Source organism: Acinetobacter sp. YH12145 (assembly GCF_013418335.1).
Lineage (GTDB): Bacteria > Pseudomonadota > Gammaproteobacteria > Pseudomonadales > Moraxellaceae > Acinetobacter > Acinetobacter amyesii.
In genome coordinates this window covers 130,346-150,420 of sequence record NZ_VPCE01000008.1, presented here as the reverse complement: position 1 = coordinate 150,420, position 20,075 = coordinate 130,346, and the positions used below count along the sequence as shown (strand labels likewise).

General features: G+C 39.4%; 16 protein-coding genes and 1 pseudogene. 6 read left to right on the top strand and 11 right to left on the bottom strand.

Going from position 1 to position 20,075, the window contains the following annotated elements:
* Positions 1–58: 58 nt before the first annotated feature.
* The 10 genes from FTU80_RS10740 to FTU80_RS10695 form a co-directional block, all read right to left on the bottom strand.
* Positions 59–1,087 carry an AraC family transcriptional regulator gene (locus FTU80_RS10740; RefSeq protein ID WP_078190954.1) on the bottom strand — a complete coding sequence of 343 codons (1,029 nt, stop codon included), beginning with the start codon at positions 1,085–1,087 and terminating at the stop codon, positions 59–61.
* 149 nt (positions 1,088–1,236) lie between these two features.
* Complete coding sequence (locus FTU80_RS10735; protein WP_180085027.1) at positions 1,237–1,686, bottom strand: MaoC family dehydratase; 450 nt, start codon at positions 1,684–1,686, stop codon at positions 1,237–1,239.
* Positions 1,673–3,538 carry an ABC transporter ATP-binding protein gene (locus FTU80_RS10730; RefSeq protein WP_180085026.1) on the bottom strand — a complete coding sequence of 622 codons (1,866 nt, stop codon included), beginning with the start codon at positions 3,536–3,538 and terminating at the stop codon, positions 1,673–1,675. The genes FTU80_RS10735 and FTU80_RS10730 overlap by 14 nt, the downstream gene beginning before the upstream one ends.
* A gap of 95 nt (positions 3,539–3,633) precedes the next feature.
* Positions 3,634–4,917, bottom strand: a complete 1,284-nt coding sequence (locus FTU80_RS10725) for a GGDEF domain-containing protein (protein WP_257221492.1) — start codon at positions 4,915–4,917, stop codon at positions 3,634–3,636.
* Positions 4,918–5,231: 314 nt separating this feature from the next.
* Positions 5,232–6,482: a mechanosensitive ion channel family protein gene (locus tag FTU80_RS10720; protein WP_180085025.1), complete on the bottom strand. Its 1,251-nt coding sequence runs from the start codon at positions 6,480–6,482 to the stop codon at positions 5,232–5,234.
* A gap of 248 nt (positions 6,483–6,730) precedes the next feature.
* Positions 6,731–7,267, bottom strand: a complete 537-nt coding sequence (locus FTU80_RS10715) for a DUF2058 domain-containing protein (RefSeq protein WP_180085024.1) — start codon at positions 7,265–7,267, stop codon at positions 6,731–6,733.
* Between the two features lie 12 nt (positions 7,268–7,279).
* On the bottom strand, positions 7,280–7,954 hold the full coding sequence (locus tag FTU80_RS10710; RefSeq protein WP_180085023.1) for a YoaK family protein: 675 nt from the start codon (positions 7,952–7,954) through the stop codon (positions 7,280–7,282).
* Positions 7,955–7,988: 34 nt separating this feature from the next.
* Positions 7,989–9,182: a serine/threonine transporter SstT gene (gene sstT / locus FTU80_RS10705; protein WP_180085022.1), complete on the bottom strand. Its 1,194-nt coding sequence runs from the start codon at positions 9,180–9,182 to the stop codon at positions 7,989–7,991.
* A gap of 204 nt (positions 9,183–9,386) precedes the next feature.
* Positions 9,387–11,123, bottom strand: a complete 1,737-nt coding sequence (locus FTU80_RS10700; protein ID WP_180085021.1) for a SulP family inorganic anion transporter — start codon at positions 11,121–11,123, stop codon at positions 9,387–9,389.
* 303 nt (positions 11,124–11,426) lie between these two features.
* Complete coding sequence (locus tag FTU80_RS10695) at positions 11,427–11,744, bottom strand: helix-turn-helix transcriptional regulator (protein ID WP_180085020.1); 318 nt, start codon at positions 11,742–11,744, stop codon at positions 11,427–11,429.
* A gap of 282 nt (positions 11,745–12,026) precedes the next feature.
* Between FTU80_RS10695 and cysK the strand changes: the two genes are divergently transcribed.
* The 5 genes and pseudogenes from cysK to FTU80_RS10675 all read left to right on the top strand — a co-directional run bounded on the left by cysK (position 12,027) and on the right by FTU80_RS10675 (position 16,951).
* The gene (cysK, locus tag FTU80_RS10690) at positions 12,027–13,025 is read left to right on the top strand and encodes a cysteine synthase A (RefSeq protein WP_111884368.1); all 999 of its coding nucleotides are present in this window, start codon (positions 12,027–12,029) and stop codon (positions 13,023–13,025) included.
* 571 nt (positions 13,026–13,596) lie between these two features.
* Positions 13,597–13,806: pseudogene (locus tag FTU80_RS16525) on the top strand (cation transporter); the annotation flags it as partial.
* A 24-nt stretch (positions 13,807–13,830) separates the two neighbouring features.
* Positions 13,831–16,269 (top strand): copper-translocating P-type ATPase, encoded by a 2,439-nt coding sequence (locus FTU80_RS10685; RefSeq protein WP_373685211.1) that lies wholly within the window; start codon positions 13,831–13,833, stop codon positions 16,267–16,269.
* Position 16,270: 1 nt separating this feature from the next.
* Complete coding sequence (cueR, locus tag FTU80_RS10680) at positions 16,271–16,690, top strand: Cu(I)-responsive transcriptional regulator (RefSeq protein ID WP_180003682.1); 420 nt, start codon at positions 16,271–16,273, stop codon at positions 16,688–16,690.
* Positions 16,691–16,756: 66 nt separating this feature from the next.
* Positions 16,757–16,951 carry a heavy-metal-associated domain-containing protein gene (locus FTU80_RS10675; protein ID WP_078190942.1) on the top strand — a complete coding sequence of 65 codons (195 nt, stop codon included), beginning with the start codon at positions 16,757–16,759 and terminating at the stop codon, positions 16,949–16,951.
* Positions 16,952–17,015: 64 nt separating this feature from the next.
* Here FTU80_RS10675 and FTU80_RS10670 read toward each other — a convergent pair whose 3' ends face one another.
* Positions 17,016–17,621, bottom strand: a complete 606-nt coding sequence (locus FTU80_RS10670) for a TetR/AcrR family transcriptional regulator (protein WP_078190941.1) — start codon at positions 17,619–17,621, stop codon at positions 17,016–17,018.
* Positions 17,622–18,226: 605 nt separating this feature from the next.
* Between FTU80_RS10670 and FTU80_RS10665 the strand changes: the two genes are divergently transcribed.
* Entirely contained in the window at positions 18,227–20,005 is a 1,779-nt protein-coding gene (locus FTU80_RS10665) for an acyl-CoA dehydrogenase C-terminal domain-containing protein (protein WP_180041492.1), read from the top strand.
* Positions 20,006–20,075: the final 70 nt, after the last annotated feature.

The following is a 20,075-nucleotide window of genomic DNA, read 5'->3' as shown; positions in this document are numbered from 1 at the left end:
ATCCATTAAATTCATTTTTGGCATGAGTTATACATGCTTTTTACGTAAAACAAAAGACTTATAAGTACGGATCTTTACGCCAATTGCTTGGGCTACGACCACTCCAGCGTTTAAATGCACGGCTGAAATTGGCAACATCGCTATAGCCCAATTCATCAGCAATTTGCTCTAAGGTAAAGTCAGTCCGTGATAGAAGCGAAGTAGCATGGCGGTAGCGAACTTCGTCGACCAAAGTTGAAAATGAAGTCCCTTCAGCAGCAAGTTGGCGTTTAAGGGTTCGATCGGACATGTGTAGCCGTTCAGCAACACTTTCGATACTTAAATAGTGCTGCTCGGAGTTGGTTAAAATGTCACGAACGCGCATGGCAATACGGTGACGTTCGCCCAAAGCGGAGAGTTCAGCTTCACATTGATTAATCGCGATTTGACTGGCAATCGGGTCTGCATGGACCAATTTATTGGTTAAATATTGCTTATCAAAACTAAGTAAGAGATGTGGCTGATCAAATCTAAATTGGTGTCGTGGATATTTGGCAATAAACCGCTCAAAACCTTCAGGTTGAGGGAAATCAAAATCAATTTCTCCCGCAGAATAATCCACACCGGTAATTGCTTTGCCCATGCTGATCATGCCAAAAATTAAGGCAATTGAAATCTCAGTACGTAAAGGCTCAATCGTAACGTCGGTTTGTAGTTGAACAGTCGCTTTGGTTCCAAATGTCGAGAAAAAAAGCTGTAAAAAGGGCATGCGTAACTGAATAAAACGGTTTGCCAAGACTAAGGCATCGGTTATGTCCTTCGCCGTCATGATGGCATAGCCAATAAAACCATGTATCGAGATGCGCATTTGGTTGCCTAAATGAAAACCTAATGTTGGCTCACCAGTTAAACGTAGTGCGTGCTCTACCAATTGATTGGCGATGGGTGTTGGAATACGGAAATCTGGTTCAGCCAATTGTTCGCTGTTTAATCCGAAGGGACTAAATAATGTCTCTGCAGTGTAGCCCCATCGAGAGACCACATCTAAAAGGAGCAATCCATATACTCCGGGAATACCCTGATCCTGACGGGAATTAATTGTTTTCATAGCGTTCCGTTGCAATGCGGGTTTTTCTTCTGTTCAAGCTTATATTGGCATGATTCTGTGTTGTATCCCACAAAAATTGTTGGACAAACTGACTAGGCTCAACTATTTATAGCGGCCTACCTTAGCGTTGTAAAGTAGGCCGTTAAGGATTAATTCGGTTTAAAATCTTTGGAAAAGACCACAATTTTGGTCGTAGACATATACAGAACGTCATTGTGCTGATTGAGCGCTTGCGTAACATAGGTCACAATGCCGCGGTCTGTCTTACTTTTCGATGGAGTAATTGCTGATATCTCAACTTCTACACGAATTTTATCCCCCGGACGTGTTGGGCGCGGCCAACGCAGACTTGACTCTGAGCCAATTAAGCCATAAGCCACAGGGAAACATTCAGTCCATAAGCGCATTGTTACAGCAGCAGTATGCCAACCACTTGCCGCTAGCCCTTGAAAGATCGGGTGTTGTTGGGCTTTGACTTCATCTGTATGAAATTCCTGAGGATCATAAGCGTTGGCAAATTTTTTGATTTCTTCAACGGTCATTTCATATTCACGACTGCTAAAGTGATCACCAACTTTAAGGTCTTCAAGATACAGCATTTTCATCTTCCTTTGATTCTACTTTATGTTGTTCTATTAAAAATCCGCCGGTTTGACGCTGCCACAAGTGTGCATAAATACCATTCAAAGCGACAAGCTCTTCATGAGTGCCTTGCTCAGCAATACGTCCTTGATCCAAAACAATCAATCGATCCATTTGCGCAATGGTTGAAAGTCGATGCGCAATGGCAATCACAGTTTTGCCTTGCATCAAATCATCTAAACTCGATTGAATCGCGGCTTCGACTTCTGAATCGAGCGCACTTGTGGCTTCATCTAAAATTAAAATCGGTGCATCTTTTAAAAATACCCGAGCAATCGCAATACGTTGACGCTGACCACCTGATAATTTTACGCCACGTTCACCAACAAATGCGTCATAGCCACGTTGACCACGTAAATCGATCAATTGAGGAATGAATTCATCAGCTTTCGCTTTGCGTACTGCATCATACATTTCTTCATCAGTCGCATTCGGACGGCCATATTTAATATTTTCTTCAACCGTGCGATGCAATAACGAGGTGTCTTGGGTCACCAAAGCAATATTTTTTCTTAAGCTATCTTGGGTAATATCTTCTATATTTTGGCCATCAATCGAAATACGACCATGGTTGATATCGTAAAAGTGGAGTAAAAGTTGAATTAATGTCGATTTTCCGGCACCTGAACGCCCGACTATACCGATTTTTTCACCTGGTCGAATGGTTAAATTAAATTGATTGATGACCTTTTTATCATTATAAGCAAAACTGACATCTTCAAATTTAATTTCGCCTTGCTGTACTTTTAAGTCGGTTGCATTAGCTTTGTCTTGAATATGAATCGGGCGGCCCATGGTTTTCATCCCATCTTGAATGGTCCCGACATTTTCAAATAGGGCAGATGTTTGCCACATCATAAACTCGGAAATACTACTGAGTTTTAAAATCATGGCGGTCGCTGCTGCAATGACCCCAAGCTCAGCTTGACCATCCATCCAGAGCCAAACGGCTGTTCCAAGTACGCCACCATATAAAACAATGATCAGCAAATTCGTCGCGATGTTGTATTTTGCAGCAAGTCGCATTTGCTTATACACCGTCACCATAAACTCTTTCATAGAGGCTTTAGCATATTGGCTTTCGCGTCCTGCATGGGCAAACAATTTCACCGTTTGAATATTGGTGTACGCATCGGTGACACGACCAGTCATTACTGCGCGTGCATTGGCTTGTTCATTTGAAATTTTGCTTAATTTTGGGATGAAATAGCATGCAGAACCAATAAATAAAGCCAGCCAAAGTAATAATGGAACAATCAACAGTGGCGATATAGCACCTAAAATCACGGTGATCGAAATCAGGTAAATGAAGACATAGGCCAACATGTCACCAAGAATAATCCAAAACTCACGTACAGCCAGTGAAGTTTGCATGACTTTGGCAGATAAACGACCTGCAAAGTCGTTGTGGAAGAAATCTAAACTTTGTTTCAGTAATAAGTTATGAAATCTCCAACGTAGGCGCATTGGAAAGGTGCTATATAGAATCTGATGTTTAATAATGGTTTGAAGGCAAGAAAAGAAGATATTTGCCAATAAAATAAAGCTCAAAATGCTCAGATTGGTCTGGTGCTGCTGTAAAAAGGTTTCAGGTTGAGACTTACTGATCCAATTGACTAAATCGCCAATTTTGGAATAAAGCAATGCTTCAAAACTCGCTACACCAGCTGTACAGAGTACCAATAACAATAGGTATTTTTTTACGCCAGTCGCAGCTTGCCATACAAAGGGGAAAAATTTTGTCGGCAATGGTTTATTCAAGTCCTGTTCAGGATAAGCGTCAACTAAATTTTCAAACCATTTAAGCATGCAGATAACCTGAGAATTTTGCTGTAATTAATCTTTCTTTCTTCAGCTCTGAGTGTAATGGATTCGCTGGTTTTTCTCCATTTTGATTTGTTTATTTACTTAAAAGCTTGGCTGCAAAAGTTCATAGAATTAAAATGTACAACCCGATTACGACCTTGGCGTTTTGCTTCGTATAGAGCAATATCGGCCTGTTTAATTAACTGATCAAGTTTGGCGTGGTCAGGGTCAATTTTGGAAACACCAATGGAGATCGAAAATTTCAGCAATTGACCATCTATATAAAACTGGTATTGTTCCATTTTATGTCTTAACCGTTCAGCAATTTTTAATGCATCTTCTGGGACGGTATAAGGCAAAAGTACAATAAATTCTTCCCCCCCGAAACGCGCCAATATATCGTAAAAACGCATTTCTTTCCGTGCAATTTCAGCAATTTGGCATAATACTTGATCGCCGACATCATGTCCGTATTGATCATTAATCGCTTTAAAATGATCGACATCAAAAATCAAAAGACTGGTACAGACCGTCATCGGGGTTTCTTGGATTTTTTTATTTGCAGCATGTACAAATTGGCGACGATTGCTTAACTGGGTTAATTCATCCGTATGGGCAATTTTGCGCAGGGTATGAAAGTTCCAGTCATCTAGCAGCGCTCTTAGAAACGTTTTACGAGAGTTGAGCGTAGAGTTCCAGCAGATATACATACTGAACAGCAGCACAGGAACGTACACCAATAAAAATATTGTAAAATCACCAAAATCATTAATGCGCCATGCGCCAAAAAGGATCGCTGCCGAGATCATGGCAGAGGTGATGATCGAAGGGCGAAAATGCACATGAATACTTAAATTACCCAATACAATCAAAATAATGGCAGCATATTGATAGCTATGAACCAGTTCATTTTTCGACTGAAGTAATATCTCAAACCAGAGGATTGCAGAAAGGCAAGTCGCTAGTGGTAATATTAAATCGAGCAATTTAATCTGTTTGATATATTTAAACAGAATATAATTCAGACTAAATGCACCAATAATGGCAATGATACGAATTACACCTGAAAGCATTTCTACGTCTGGCAGGACATAGCGATCTGCCCAAAAATAGATTAAAAAAGCCAATTGAGCGAAATAGTTGACCTGCTTTAAATAGTCTTTCTGGTTGTAGTACAAAAATTTGTAATAAGCATTTTTAAACTGTGCCGGAATACGTGCAATCGGGTCGGATAAAGCACGCTCAATACGGACACGATTCTCTAGGTCACATGCTTCTGCCTGTATGAGCGTATGTTTGGCAGAAGTGCGATTCATCGATTCTATGAGTAATTGTGATTCGTTTTTAACTGATTTCCGAGAAGGTTGATTGGGGCCTTCCATGATCAAGTTCCTATTTTAGAAGCGTTTTTATGCAACTGTTAACAAATAGTATCTAAAAATGTCTACATTTGTATAGTATTTGTTCTGATTTTTTAATTATATTTAGTTGTTTCGGATGAATTATATTTTTAAGGAATCGAGCGATTAGCGCATTTATCTGATTCGCTTTTATTCCTTATATCGCATGATCTAAAGTAATTGCGGAAGTAGAGGGGGGTAACCGATAGCCCCATGTATATTCAAAAGCCATTGTGACTTTTTTAATTTGCAGAATTTCTTCTTTGAATATACATGGGGAGAGGAAAGTTTAGCTCTTAACTTTTATCGGCATTTGGTTGAACGAGGTCTTTAAAATCGGCACTAGAAGGGGCTTGATAGATTTTAAGACCAAACTCAGGTGTGATTGCAATCAGATGGTCAAAGATATCAGATTGAATCGCTTCATAATCTTTCCATGCAATTGTTTTACTAAAAGCATAAATCTCTAAAGGAATACCTTCACTCGTGGGTTGTAACTGACGCACCAAAATCGTTTGGTGTTGGGCAATGCCCGAATGCTGTTGTAAATAGAATTCTACGTAGGCACGAAAGGTCCCCAAATTGGTTAAACGACGCTGATTATATTGCGACTGATTTGAAAGCTGCTGATTAAACTGAGCAAGCTCTTCATGCTTATGATCAAGGTACTGATCTAATAATAAAAATTCTTTGAGTTTGTTTTGCTCATCCTGAGTCATAAAATGAATAGAGCTTTGATCGATATAAAGTGAGCGTTTGATGCGGCGTACACCGGACTGTGCCATACCACGCCAGTTTTTAAAGGTGTCTGTCACCAGTTTATTGGTTGGAATCGTGGTAAAGGTCTTATCAAAGTTCTGTACAGTAATGGTATGTAATGACATATCAATGACATCGCCATCCGCATTGAGCGACGGCATTTCAATCCAGTCACCAATTCGCACCATATCATAAGAAGAAATTTGTACCGAAGCGACCAGTGACAAAATGGTATTTTGGAAGACCAACATTAGTACAGCCGCCATAGCACCAAAGCCTGCGAGTAATGTAAATACATCTTTTTTCAGGAAAGTACCCAAGATCATTAGGCCACAAACCAAAAAAATGATCAATTTGACCAACTGCAAATAGCCTTTAATTGGTTTGTTTCTAGATTTTGGATTACGTTGATAAATCAGATTAAAAATATTCAGTAATTCAGAAATGGCTAAAGCAATGGTCAGGAAGATAAAGGCCTGACAGGCCATTTGCACGATTGAGATAAATTTCACAGATAAATGCGGGACTGTGGTTATGCCATTTAAGATTACAATTGCTGGAACAATGTTGGCAAAGCGTTTAATTACGCTATGTTCTGACAAAATTTGACTGTGGCTAAAGGCCATTTTAGACACGAGTTTACGAATACCACGTACCACAATTTGCTTGGCGATAAAATTTGCGATAATGGCAAAAATAATAATAAGACTGAGCGAAGTCAGCATTTCTAGCCATGGATATTGATCTGACCAATCTTGAATATTTTTAATGAACTGAATTTTTTCCAAAATAGTCCTACTCTTATTGATGTAAATGCAAGGGTTAATGATCAAACTATTGTAATTATGATGCTTATTTAAGCAATTTTATACTCGAAAACTTTACGGAGTTACGACATGTATATTCCATAATGTTACTTATTGGGTGCAAAGGAATGATTTTTTGAAGGTATAACTAATTTCATGGACTGAAATGGATGAACGTTGAGCTAAAAAAAAGCTCCCAAATTGGGAGCTTCATTGGCGATTTGAAGTGCTTACCACATTAAATCATCAGGAATCACATAAGCTGCATACGGATCTTCTTCATCCGTGGTTTGCTCATTGACTTCAGAATTATTCACAATGATAAAGCCTTCCATTTTTGCATTAATACGGTCGGCTAAAGCTTTTGGAAGAAAGGCATAATTTGCATTTTCACGTGCAATCACCAAACTGCCAGCAACAAGGGCATTATAAATTTGCTGATTGATATAAAGCTTTTTGATCTTCGCATCATCAATAAATTGATAGGTCGATTCACCATCGGTATCACGAATTTTATGCTGATTAATCATTTGCATGATGGCAGCTTTCAATTCTTTTTCATGTAATAGCGCTTTTTTACTTTGTTCTAAAGCCTGATCTTTGGCCATTTTCTGTTGCTGATCTTGCTCAATTTTCGCTTTGATTTCAGCATCTTTACTTTCACCAGTACGTTTTTCATGTACGGCTTGTTTAGACAATTTTTTTGCCTTTTTATTATCGACCAGACCTGCTTTAAGCAGTTGCGCCTGTAATGCATTTTTAACCATAGTACGTTCCAACTAATCGTGTATATGTCGATAATGAAAATAGATGATCCAATATACTGCGCTCATAACTACACTGAGTGCGGCAGGAATTAGGAATGCGTTTAATTTTAAATAAGGATAAAGCCAACTGGCAAGTATGCCACCAACGATAAATCCAACCAAAATTAATACATGTAAAACCACACGTTTAGACTCAACAGGCAATCCGCGAGCTTTATAGCCCAAAGCCAAACCTAAGTCCGTCAAAACACCAGAGAGGTGTGTGGTACGAATAATGGTGCCTTTATAGTGGCTGACCATTGCATTTTGTACCCCCATCGCCACGCATGCCCAAAGCAAAGCATAACGTGGAAAATAGGGTAATAGCAGCCAACACAGGACAATAAAAAAAGCCACCAAGCTTAATGGGACGCCATAACGTCGCGTTAAGCTAAAGTGACTATTTCCAAGAATAAGCCCACTATATAATGAGCCAATCACATAACAGAGCAAGACTAAAATCAAATAAATAATCGTAGCTGGCTGCCATGCAATGAAGGCCATGGCTAACATACTGACATTACCCGTCATGTGAGATACCGACTGGTGCAAGATCGTCACCAGCCCGAGTACATTAATCATTCCTGCATTCACTGCGAGAAAAAAAGCACCCAGTTGTATCCAAAGCGGTAAAGTTTGAAAAGGCATGGCCTCGCCTTAAAAAGTATCCAATATCAGGATATTATCTTAAACCACGGTCTACTGCAGCTGTAAATAATACGTCAGTCGAAGAGTTTAAAGCTGTTTCAGTTGAATCTTGAAGTACACTAATGACCATACCAATGGCAACAACTTGCATCGCGATATCGCTTGAAATACCAAACAGGCCACAAGCCACTGGAATAAGCAGCAATGAACCACCAGCAACACCTGAAGCACCACATGCAGAAACGGTAGCAACGACTGATAAAATCAACATGGTGCTGAAATCAACAGAAATGCCCAAAGTATGAACTGCTGCTAGAGTGAGGACTGTAATTGTGACTGATGCACCTGCCATATTGACAGTTGCACCTAAAGGAATTGCTACACTTGCAGTTGATTCGGGGACACCAAGACGCTTTGCAAGGTCTAGGTTAACTGGGATGTTTGCAGCTGAACTACGTGTAAAGAATGCAGTGATACCACTTTCGCGTAGGCATTGGAAAACCAATGGGAACGGGTTTGAGCGAGTCATAAATGCCACCATTAGTGGGTTAATGACCAAAGCTACAAAAAACATGGTACCGAGTAATACAGCAAGTAAGTGCGCATAACTAACAAGCGTTTTTAGACCTGAGTCGGCAAATGTAACAGCAACCAAACCGAAGATACCAATAGGTGCAAAGTTAATCACTAAACGGATCACTTTATTCACTGCATCAGCAGCGTCAGATAAAAAGACTTTGGTGTTCTCTGATGCATGACGAAATGCAATACCTAAGGCAACAGCCCAAGCCAAAATACCAATGAAATTTGCTTCAGAAATTGCTGTAACAGGGTTTGCGACAAAACTTAATAATAAGTTTTTCAATATTTCAGCAAGACTGCCTGGCGGCACAAGGTTGTCTGCAGCAACATCAAGAATTAATGTACTTGGGAATAAAAGGCTTGCTACTACTGAACTTAAAGCAGCAAGGAACATACCAATAGCGTACATCAACATAATCGGTTTAATGTAAGAATTACTGCTGCCCACTTTGAAATTTGCAATGGATGACAGTACAAGTACAAAGACCAGTATCGGTGCTACGGATTTCAATGCCTTAATGAATAAATCACCAAGCAAACTTAAATAGGGTGCAACGCCCGGAGCGACGACAGCAACCAATACACCTAAAATAATGGCGATAATAATTCGGGTTACTAAACTCAAGCGTGTAAATGCTGAAAACATAGGAGAGCCTTGTCAGAATTACAATGACAAAATGATGAAAATTAGCCCTGTATTTTATACGAAAATGTGGAATGCTTAAAAAATAATTTAATTTAAAAATAAACCTTTGTTTTTTATAATCTATTTTTGTGTATTAAAATGTAAACCCTTCAAAACTCACAGTTTATCAAATTCGCATTGATTAAACAGTGAGCTAATAGGCCTTTAAATTTGGTACTCAGAACTGGCTGTCGCAAGCTCAGTAACGGCTTGATAGTGGGTGAGAAAAATTTGACCACTCAAATGCGTGAGTAATTTTGAGTGCTGCAATTTGTCCATGACAGGACCTTTGACCTCGGAAAAATGCAGTCGAATATCTAATTTTGATAATTCAGCATTTAAATCTTCCAACATTTCTAAGGCACTGAGGTCAATTGAACTGACGCTTGAGCAGTTGATAACAACATGCTCTAGATCAATATTTTCACTGACTTCATTGATCAGGAAACCTTTAAGCGTATTGGCATTTAAAAACGAGATATTTTCATCTATACGGAGCGAGAGAATATGTGGTGCGGTATAGACATGATGGCGCTGTACATTACGGAAATGCTGTGTGCCCTCAACCAAACCGATCACCGCAATGTGTGGACGACTGATGCGCCATAACAACAGAATAAAAGTAGAAATGATGCCAATAATGAGACCTGTAGAAATATCGATACACACCACACCGAAAAAGGTCACCCACATCGCAATCCCGTCAGCTTTTGAATAACGCCATGTATCCACAAAAGGTTTAAAGTCGACTAATTTCCAAATGGAAACAATAATCGTGGCCGCCAAGATCACTAAAGGTAAGTCTTGGAAAAAACCAGTGAAGTAGAGACTGACAACGATAATCAGCAATGACGACAACACGCCAGCCATCGGTGTTTTTGCACCTGCATCTGCGTTAACCACTGTACGAGATAAGCTACCCGTCACTGGAAAGGCAGAGCTAACCCCAGCGCTTAGATTGGCTAAACCTAAAGCGATCAACTCTTGGTTACTATTGAGTTGGCTGCGTTGTTGTAAGGCAGTGGCTTGGGCAATAGACAGTGACTCAACAAAACTGATCATGGCAATCATTGTTGCACCGGGCAGTAAGGTTTGTACCAGTTCCCAGTTCCAATGTGGAAAGCTTAAGGGTGGAAATCCTGAAGGAATTTCACCGACGGTTTTAATGCCGACATTTTGCAGGTCAAATAACATCACCGATGCAATTGAGATCACCACTAGTATCAATGGAAGTGCTTTACTTAGAAAGGCAGTAGAGCCGAATCGAGATTGGATCGATTGAGTGGCCAACATTTTTGGTACATAGATTAAAAACAGTATGGCCAGCACACCAAAGATGAGTGAAGCAAAGTGAGTTAAACTCAGGTATTCCCACAGACTTAAAACAAACTCAGGGATGTTGTTGGCTTTTAGCGGGACATCGACGAGAAACTTAAACTGACCTAGTGCAATGAGCAGAGCCGAAGCAATAATGAAGCTTTTAATGACAGGATGACTGATCAACTGAATTAAAAAACCGAAACGTAATACACCTAGCAGCAGAGAAATCAGCCCGACCATTAAGGCCAAAAGTGTCGCTGCTTCAATATAAACAGGCGAACCGACTTCAAACAGCGGATTGAGCGTGGCGAAGGTCATCATCGAAATGATTGCCACAGGGCCTATCGATAAGGTTGAGCTTCCACCAATGAGGGCGTAAACAATCATCGGTAAAATACTGGCATATAAACCCATGATTGGAGGTAAACCTGCCAGCATGGAATAGGCCATACCTTGAGGAACCAACATGGCAATCACGATCAGCGAAGCAAGTACATCAGATTTAAATTTCACGGGGCTGTAGTGTTGTAACCACTGCCAAGCAGGAAATTTCTGTAAGAAATGGGGTTTTAAATCTGACATAAATTTATCTAAATCACAATTTCATATATATTATGCATAAAAAATGCTAAGAAGTCTTGTGCAATAAATTTTGACCGTACAATATTGCAGGAAATTTAAGGGGATATTTAAGAAGCCATCATTTTAAATGAATTAATGAAAAGGATAAGCTGTTTTAAAGCTTAGGATATTCGAAATAATTATTGATATTTAAAAGAAGTCTGGAGGGTAAATTAAGGTATTGAATTGCTGTCCATTGCGATAATTCATCTATAGTGGTGCAAGAACAGCATGTCTGGCTTGAAATTTTAAAATAACTGAATGTTATTTATAAGATTGGTTGCAATACAATTGGTAAAGAGTATTGAGAACTTGAACTAAATTTGCATCTTTAATTGAATAATAAATTTGCTTACCATCACGACGCGTAGTCACAACATCACTTTTACGTAACATCATCAGTTGTTGTGAGAGGGTTGGCTGTTTAATATTAGTGATTTCTTCAATCTGAGACACATTCAATTCTTGCTGTGCTAGATGACATAAAATTAGTAGACGATCCGTATTTGCCAGCGACTTTAAAACGCCCACGACTAATTCGGCAGAATCACGCATAGTAGTGATTTCCAGATCGGTATTCATTGGATATGTCCATACGATTAACAACAGCTCAAGTATACGGATATCACGGCTTAATACATTGAATAAATAAGACAATTTCTATGGTTTTTTATGAAATCAAATATCATTAATTTTTATAAGTTTAAATTTAGTTAATCAGTTAAATTTATTGCTTGATTTTAGTGCAAGCTTTCACAAAATGCACATAAATATAAGACATTAGCTTAAAAAATCATGCACACTTTGAAAATAATTGTATCATCTAAAGATCGTATTCAATAAATACACAAGGGATAAATAGTCATGACAACAGATTCAGCTTTTCCAGCAACGAGTAATTTAGGTATCGCAGTATATAGTAATAACGCTGAAGCGATTGGTAATACACCTTTAGTTCGTATTAATCGTGCGATTCAGTCAGAAGCAACGGTCTTGGCGAAAGTAGAAAGCCGTAACCCAGCATTTTCAGTGAAATGTCGTGTAGGTGCAGCTCTCATTGCTGATGCAGAAGAAAAAGGTTTATTAAAACCGGGTATGCATATTGTAGAACCTACAAGTGGTAATACAGGGATTGCTTTGGCATTTGTTGCAGCTGCGAAAGGTTATGCAATTACATTAACCATGCCAGCAAGTATGAGTATTGAACGCCGTAAGGTGTTGAAGTCTTTTGGTGCAAATCTCGTATTGACTGAACCTGCTAAAGGCATGAAAGGTGCGGTCGAAGAAGCACAGCGCCTCGTTGCCGAACATCCTGAAACGTATTATTTACCACAACAGTTTGAAAACCCTGCAAACCCTAAAATTCATGAATTGACCACTGGCCCAGAAATTTGGGAAGCGACCGGTGGTAAAGTGGATATTTTAGTTTCAGGTGTAGGTACAGGCGGTACGATTTCAGGCATTTCAAGCTATTTTGAAAAAGTGAAAAATCAGCCGCTTTATTCTGTTGCGGTAGAACCGGCTGAATCTCCGATTATTGCCCAAGCGAAAAAAGGCGAAACACTGACTCCTGGGCCACATAAAATTCAGGGGATTGGCGCTAACTTTATTCCGGGTAACTTAGATCTAGACCTTGTTGATGAAGTGATCGGTATTGAAAGTGCTGAAGCAATTGAGTGGGCGCGTAAAACGGCTACTCATGACGGTATTTTAGTGGGTATCTCTAGTGGCGCGGCAATGGCAGCTGCGGCAAAACTTGCTGCACGTCCTGAGAATGCAGGCAAAACCATTGTGGTCATTTTACCGGATGGTGGTGAACGTTATCTTTCTTCAGTTTTATTTGAAGATATTAGTGCTGACTAATAATTCAGACATGAAAAAAAGCCCGTTCAATTGAATGGGCTTTTTTATTGATGATTTCGTTATTTATAAGTATCTTAAGCCGGGTCTTGATCATCGTTTTTGGGATTTTGTTGTTTTATTTTTCGTTTAGGCGGTTCATGTCCTAACTTTCGAGCGATGTATTTAAACAGGAAGCCTAAGAGTATGCATATCGTGACAGCAGGGATAACCACTTGAGTGAGCCAAACATCAATATGATCTAGACTCCAACTTAAAATTAAAAATAAAAAAGCACACAAATATGCGCAGTTAAAGCAAATGTTCGACAGTTTGTACATGCGAAAGAGAGTAATTCGTTTGGTGGTCACGAATCTTTATCTTACTGAATAATGAGGAAAGGTGTAGTTTTAATATCAGAAAAACAAACTAATTGAATAATGATTATTCAATATTATTGATTATATTTTTGAATATTCGCAATTTTTTATATCGTAAAAAAAAGCCTTGCTGTGAGTCAGAAAAACTTGACCTTCCCATTGTGGTAAAGTTTAAGCTATAGCCTAAAACAAGCACATATGATTGGGATGTTGCCATGACAGATTCGACAGAACACAAACTTTTTGATGGCACACTTGCTATTGAAGGGATGACCTGTGCTTCTTGTGTGGCACGGGTGGAAAAAGCCTTAAAAAAAGTCGATGGCATCACTGATGCTCAAGTGAATTTAGCCACTGAAACAGCACATGTTCAGAGTGATAAAAATGTGGATTATTCTGCTGTAATTCAGGCCGTTGAAAAGGCAGGTTTTGGCGTTGCACAAAAGCAGATTGAACTTGAAATTGAAGGGATGACTTGCGCATCGTGTGTGGCACGTGTTGAAAAAGCATTAAAAACAGTTCCAGAAGTCATCGATGCAAAAGTGAATTTGGCAACTGAAAAAGCTACGATTACGGCATTGGCATCTGTTGAAAATTCTGCATTGGCGAAGTCCGTAGAAAAAGCTGGTTTTCATATTGCACAGCCCAATATTGAATTAAATATTGATGGAATGACCTGTGCTTCATGTGTGGCACGGGTTGAAAAAGCCCTAAACGCTGTAGACGGTGTTAGTAAAGCAACTGTAAATTTAGCCAGTGAAAAAGCTTTTGTTCAGGCGCCAGTTTCAAAAACACAGGAATTGATCGCGGCAGTTAAAAAAGCGGGATACAGTGCGACCGTTGCTACACAACTACAACCGACAATGGCAGAAAAAAAAGCCGATGAAGCTCGGTTGCTCAAACGTGATTTAATCATCGCATTGGTACTCGCTGTTCCTGTTTTTATCTTGGAGATGGGATCACACATGATTCCAGCTTTTCATCATTTTATTGCACATAATTTAGGGACACAAAATAGTTGGTATATTCAGTTTATATTAACCACTTTGGTGTTAATCCTACCCGGAAGACGCTTTTATCAGCACGGCATACCAGCACTTGCGCGACTTGCCCCAGATATGAATTCTTTGGTCGCAGTTGGGACTTTATCTGCTTATAGTTTTTCTTGTGTTGCAACATTTGCTCCGCAATTATTACCGCAAGGTACGGTTCATGTGTACTTTGAAGCAGCCGCAGTAATTGTGGCGTTGATTCTTTTGGGTCGTTTTATGGAGGCGAAAGCCAAAGGTAAAACCTCGCAAGCTATTCAATACTTAGTCGGCATGCAACCCAAAACAGCACGTGTTGAGCAATCTAGTAGCTATATAGATTTGCCGATTAGTGATGTTGAAACAGGTATGTTGATTGAAATACGGCCTGGTGAACGTTGCCCAGTCGATGGCACCGTGGTGTCTGGGAACAGTTATATTGATGAATCCATGATCAGTGGCGAGCCAATTCCTGTCGAGAAAAAAGCCGGTGATCAAGTTGTCGGTGGTACGATTAACCAAAATGGGGCATTGAAAATACTAGCCACTGCGGTAGGTCAAGATTCTGTTTTGGCACAAATTATTCATATGGTTGAACAGGCTCAGGGTTCAAAATTACCGATTCAAGCTTTGGTGGATAAAGTCACGTTATGGTTTGTACCGGTGGTAATGGCGTTGGCGTTGATCACCTTTTTAGTTTGGTATGTAGTTGGACCTGAACCGAGTTTAACCTATGCCTTAGTCAATGCTGTAGCAGTACTGATTATCGCATGTCCATGTGCAATGGGTTTGGCAACACCAACGTCTATTATGGTCGGTACAGGGCGAGGTGCAGAGCTTGGAGTATTGTTCCGTAAAGGTGAAGCCTTACAACAACTCAAAAATACTCAAGTGGTTGCAGTCGATAAAACAGGGACATTGACGGAAGGTAAACCGAAACTGACAGATTTTGAAGTCACTGAAGCTTTTGATAAAGATCGCGTATTTCAGTTATTGGTCTCTGTAGAGCAGAAATCTGAGCATCCGATTGCCTATGCCATTGTTCAAGCTGCAAAAGAGATGCAAGTGCAACTTTTAGAGGTTGAGCATTTTGATTCCGTGACTGGTGCTGGGATTCAGGCCGTTGTTGAAGGACAAAGCATTTTTATCGGTGCAGATCATTTGATGCATAAACTTGGTTTAGATACACAAATCTTTTCATCACTGGCGAAACGCATGGGCAATGAAGGGAAAACCCCGCTCTATGTATCGATCGATCAACAGCTTGCTGCCATTGTTGCTGTAGCCGACCCGATCAAAGCTACAACCTTCGCAGCCATTCAAGCTTTGCATGATTTAGGGCTGAAAGTGGCCATGATTACAGGCGATAACCGACATACTGCCACTGCCATAGCACGACAGTTGAAGATTGATCATGTGATCGCTGAAGTAATGCCAGACCAAAAAGTGCAATCTGTACAACAATTGCAAAAAGAACATGGTGTTGTTTGTTTTGTCGGCGATGGCATTAATGATGCGCCTGCACTTGCGCAAGCAGATGTGGGCATGGCGATTGGTACAGGGACAGATGTGGCGATAGAGGCTGCGGACGTTGTGCTTATGTCGGGTAATTTACAAATGGTACCGACAGCAATCGCACTGAGTACTGCGACGATGAATAATATTCGCCAAAATCTATTTTGGGCATTTATTTACAATGCAGCATTGATTCCCGTCGCTGCAGGTGTGTTATATCCATTCTTTGGCATATTGCTTTCACCTATGTTCGCCGCAGGTGCAATGGCACTTTCATCGGTGTTTGTTGTGTCAAATGCCTTACGTTTAAAAGCATTTAAAGGGCCAGTTTTTCAGGAGTCTTGAGATGAATATTGGACAAGCAGCGAAAGCATCGGGCATTTCTGCAAAAATGATCCGCTATTATGAATCGATTGGGCTGTTAAATAATGCGCAGCGCACCGATGCAGGCTATCGAATTTACTCGGAAGCCGATATTAAAACCTTGAGTTTCTTAAGACATGCGCGTGATTTAGGTTTTTCTTCTGAACAAATGAAAGATTTACTTGGGCTTTGGAAAAATCAAAGTCGGCAAAGTGTAGAAGTTAAAGCATTGGCGTTAAAACATATCCAGACCTTAAATCAAAAAATCGCAGACTTACAGGCCATGGTTGAGATCTTGCAACAATCTGTAGATGGCTGTGCCGGTAATGATCAAGCCGATTGTACGATTTTAAATCAAATCGAAACGGGCATGGCTGAGTGCTGCCATACAGCAAAGATTTAAATCCGCTTGACCTTACAATCGTGGCAAGGTTTATAGTGTTGTTATTAGAAAAGAAGGATGAATATCATGAAATTTCGTATTGATAATATGACATGCGGTGGTTGTGCCCGTAGCGTAACAGCAACGATTAAAGACTTAGACGAAAATGCAACGGTCACTATTGATGTAGCTACAAAATTAGTTGACGTTGAATCTAGTGCCAGTGCAGAGCAATTGATTAGCGCTTTAACCGAAGATGGCTTCCCACCTGTGATTGCATAACCTAGATATTGTTTAATGAAAAAAAGCCGAACAATTGTTCGGCTTTTTTATTTATAAATCAATTCTATACGGCTGAAATTTTATCTGGCGTCATCAGCGCCTGATTAATATATAGCTTGATTAAGCGTTCACGTGAACCGATTGATTTTTGATAATGCGTTGAATTGAGGAGTAGGGATGCACCATAAGTGACCGTCCAAATATAAGATAAATAATCACGTATCGACATTGCGCTTTCAAGTGATTTTAGATAATCACTGGTCATATCCTTAATTTCAATAATACGTTCTTCACGAACACGATAGAGCTCTTCAAATAACTCTTTTAATTTACGTTCATTATTGGTTAAGCGTTCTTCAATGACATGTAATAATATAGTTCTATTAGAATTCAACATATTATAAAGCATATATTGTGAAACATAAGTTTTAATATCATGATTATATTTTTTTGAAATTTCTAATAATCGTTTTTCATTTAAGATAATCAGTTCTAAATATAATTGGTTTTTACTTTTAAAATGTTTATAAATCGTGCCTTTGGCAATATCTAGTTCACAAGCTAACTCACTTAAGGTGATGTCTTGATTATTATCTAATAGCAGGGTTTCTGCCATGGCTAAAATTTTTTCCTTGCGAAGGATAAAATTTTGTTGGCGTACTGAACTCATGATAACTGTTCCATAAACATCTTGAGGGTGAACAAGCCTAGCTTAAGCTAAATCTTGTGAATCTTACATTCCACTATGGTCTCAAATATTACATAAATTGGTTTAAAAATAAACACATTAGTAGAGTGCGTAAAACATATAGAATTCATAGCATAAAATTAATGTCAATAAAACTGAACCCTTGAGGTCATTTTTTTGAAATAAAATTCCATTTTTATTTTTTTTAATTTATTGTCTTTTCGCTTTTACAACAAAAGCAGCATTTAACAAAACGGTCTTGGTTGTTATGTTATTAATACAACCTAAATTAAACATGATTATAGGTACTATTATGTTTGGTTTTAATCAATTACCAATTATAAATTTAGTCAATTCAATAAATTTATTTAATTGTAATAAAATAATGCTGCTCAAAATATCAGGTGGTTATTTTCCACTTGTCGGTAAAAACACATTATCTATATCCATTTTAGATATCTATCTGAAAAAACAGATCTTTAAAAAATCCACACAAAATTGATTTGATGATTTTGTGCGGGAGCGTGCAACTTTAAAAAAGTACTTTGTCAAAGACGCTGACAAAGCCTGTAGAAAAGGAAAGTACAATGCCAATATACAATGCGCCGTTAAAGGACATGGACTTCATCTTAAATGATGTATTCAATGCAGATGAGTTCTGGCAGTCAAATGAAAACTTAGCTCATATTGATATGGCGACTGCAAATGCCATTTTAGAAGAAATGGCTAAGTTTTCTAAAAACGTTATTCTAGACTTGAACCGTACTGCAGATGAAGAAGGTGGTGCGCAGTTTAGTAATGGTGTTGTTACTACGCCTACAGGGTTTAAAGACGCTTTTAAACAATTCGCTGAAGGTGGTTGGGTTGGTTTAGGCGCTTCTGAAGAATGGGGCGGCCAAAACATGCCGAAAATGTTGACAGTACTTGCTGACGAAATGATTTGGAGTACCAATCCATCATTTATGTTGTATCCACTACTGACTGTGGGTGCAGGTATGGCGATTAATGACCGTGCTTCGCAAGAGCAAAAAGAAACCTATCTTCCAAAATTTTATACGGGTGAATGGTCAGGCACTATGTGTTTAACTGAACCACATTCAGGGACTGATTTGGGGATCATTAAAACCAAAGCAGAGCCGAATGAAGATGGTTCATTTAATATTACAGGCACGAAAATTTTCATCACCAGTGGTGAACATGATCTGTGTGAAAACATCATCCATCTTGTGTTAGCAAAAACGCCAAATGCACCTGCGGGTTCACGTGGTATTTCATTGTTTATCGTTCCAAAATTCCATGTCAATGCCGATGGCTCAGTCGGTGAACGTAATGCTGTTTCAGCGGGTTCAATTGAACACAAGATGGGTATTAAAGGTTCTGCAACGTGTGTTATGAACTTTGATGGTGCCAAAGGTTATATCGTTGGTAAAGAAAACGAAGGTCTTGCGGCGATGTTTGTCATGATGAACTATGAACGTTTATCGATGGGTATCCAAGGGATTGGCGCTGCAGAATTTGCTTACCAAAATGCTGCACAGTATGCGACTGATCGTCTACAAGGTCGTTCTGCGACAGGTGTGAAATCTCCTGAAAAACCAGCAGACTCTATTTTAGTACATGGTGATGTACGTCGTATGTTGTTGAATGTACGCGCCAACAACGAAGCATCTCGTGCATTTGCTGTGTATGTTGGCCAGCAACTGGATATTACAAAATATTCAACTGACGAAGCTGCTGTGAAAAAAGCCAATGACCGCGTGGCTTTATTGACACCTATTGCAAAAGCCTACCTAACAGATACAGCCCTACAAGCTACTTTAGAAGCGCAAATGTGCTTTGGTGGTCATGGCTATATCCGTGAATGGGGTATGGAGCAATGCATTCGTGACTTACGTATTTCACAGATTTACGAAGGCACAAATGGCGTACAAGCGATTGATTTAATTGGACGCAAAACCACGAAATGTAATGGTGCATTTATTGCCGAATACATTGCTGAAATTCGTGATTTTGCTGCAACCATGGCAGATTCAAAAGTTAAATCTGCAGCATTGCAAGTTTCTGACGAAGTTGAAGCATTAACGCAATTCATTGTAGAACAATCTAAGACCACCCCAGACTTTAGCAGTTCGGTGGCAGTCGATTACCTGCACGCTGTTGGTTTACTCAGCTTCGTTTATATGTTTGCACGTATTAGCAAAGCTGCGGCTGCAAAACCAGAGAGCTTCTTCCAAAACAAACTGGTACTCGCAGATTTCTATGTTGAGAAAGTTCTACCTGACCTTGCTGCCCGTGCTCAACGTATTAAAGCAGGTTCTGAACTTATCATGCAGCTATCTGAAGAATACTTCACCGCTCAATCTTAAGGTTTCATCGAAACCACTGTGAAAAACATTAAGATGGAAAATCTGAGGAACCAGTCATGGTTCCTTGGGG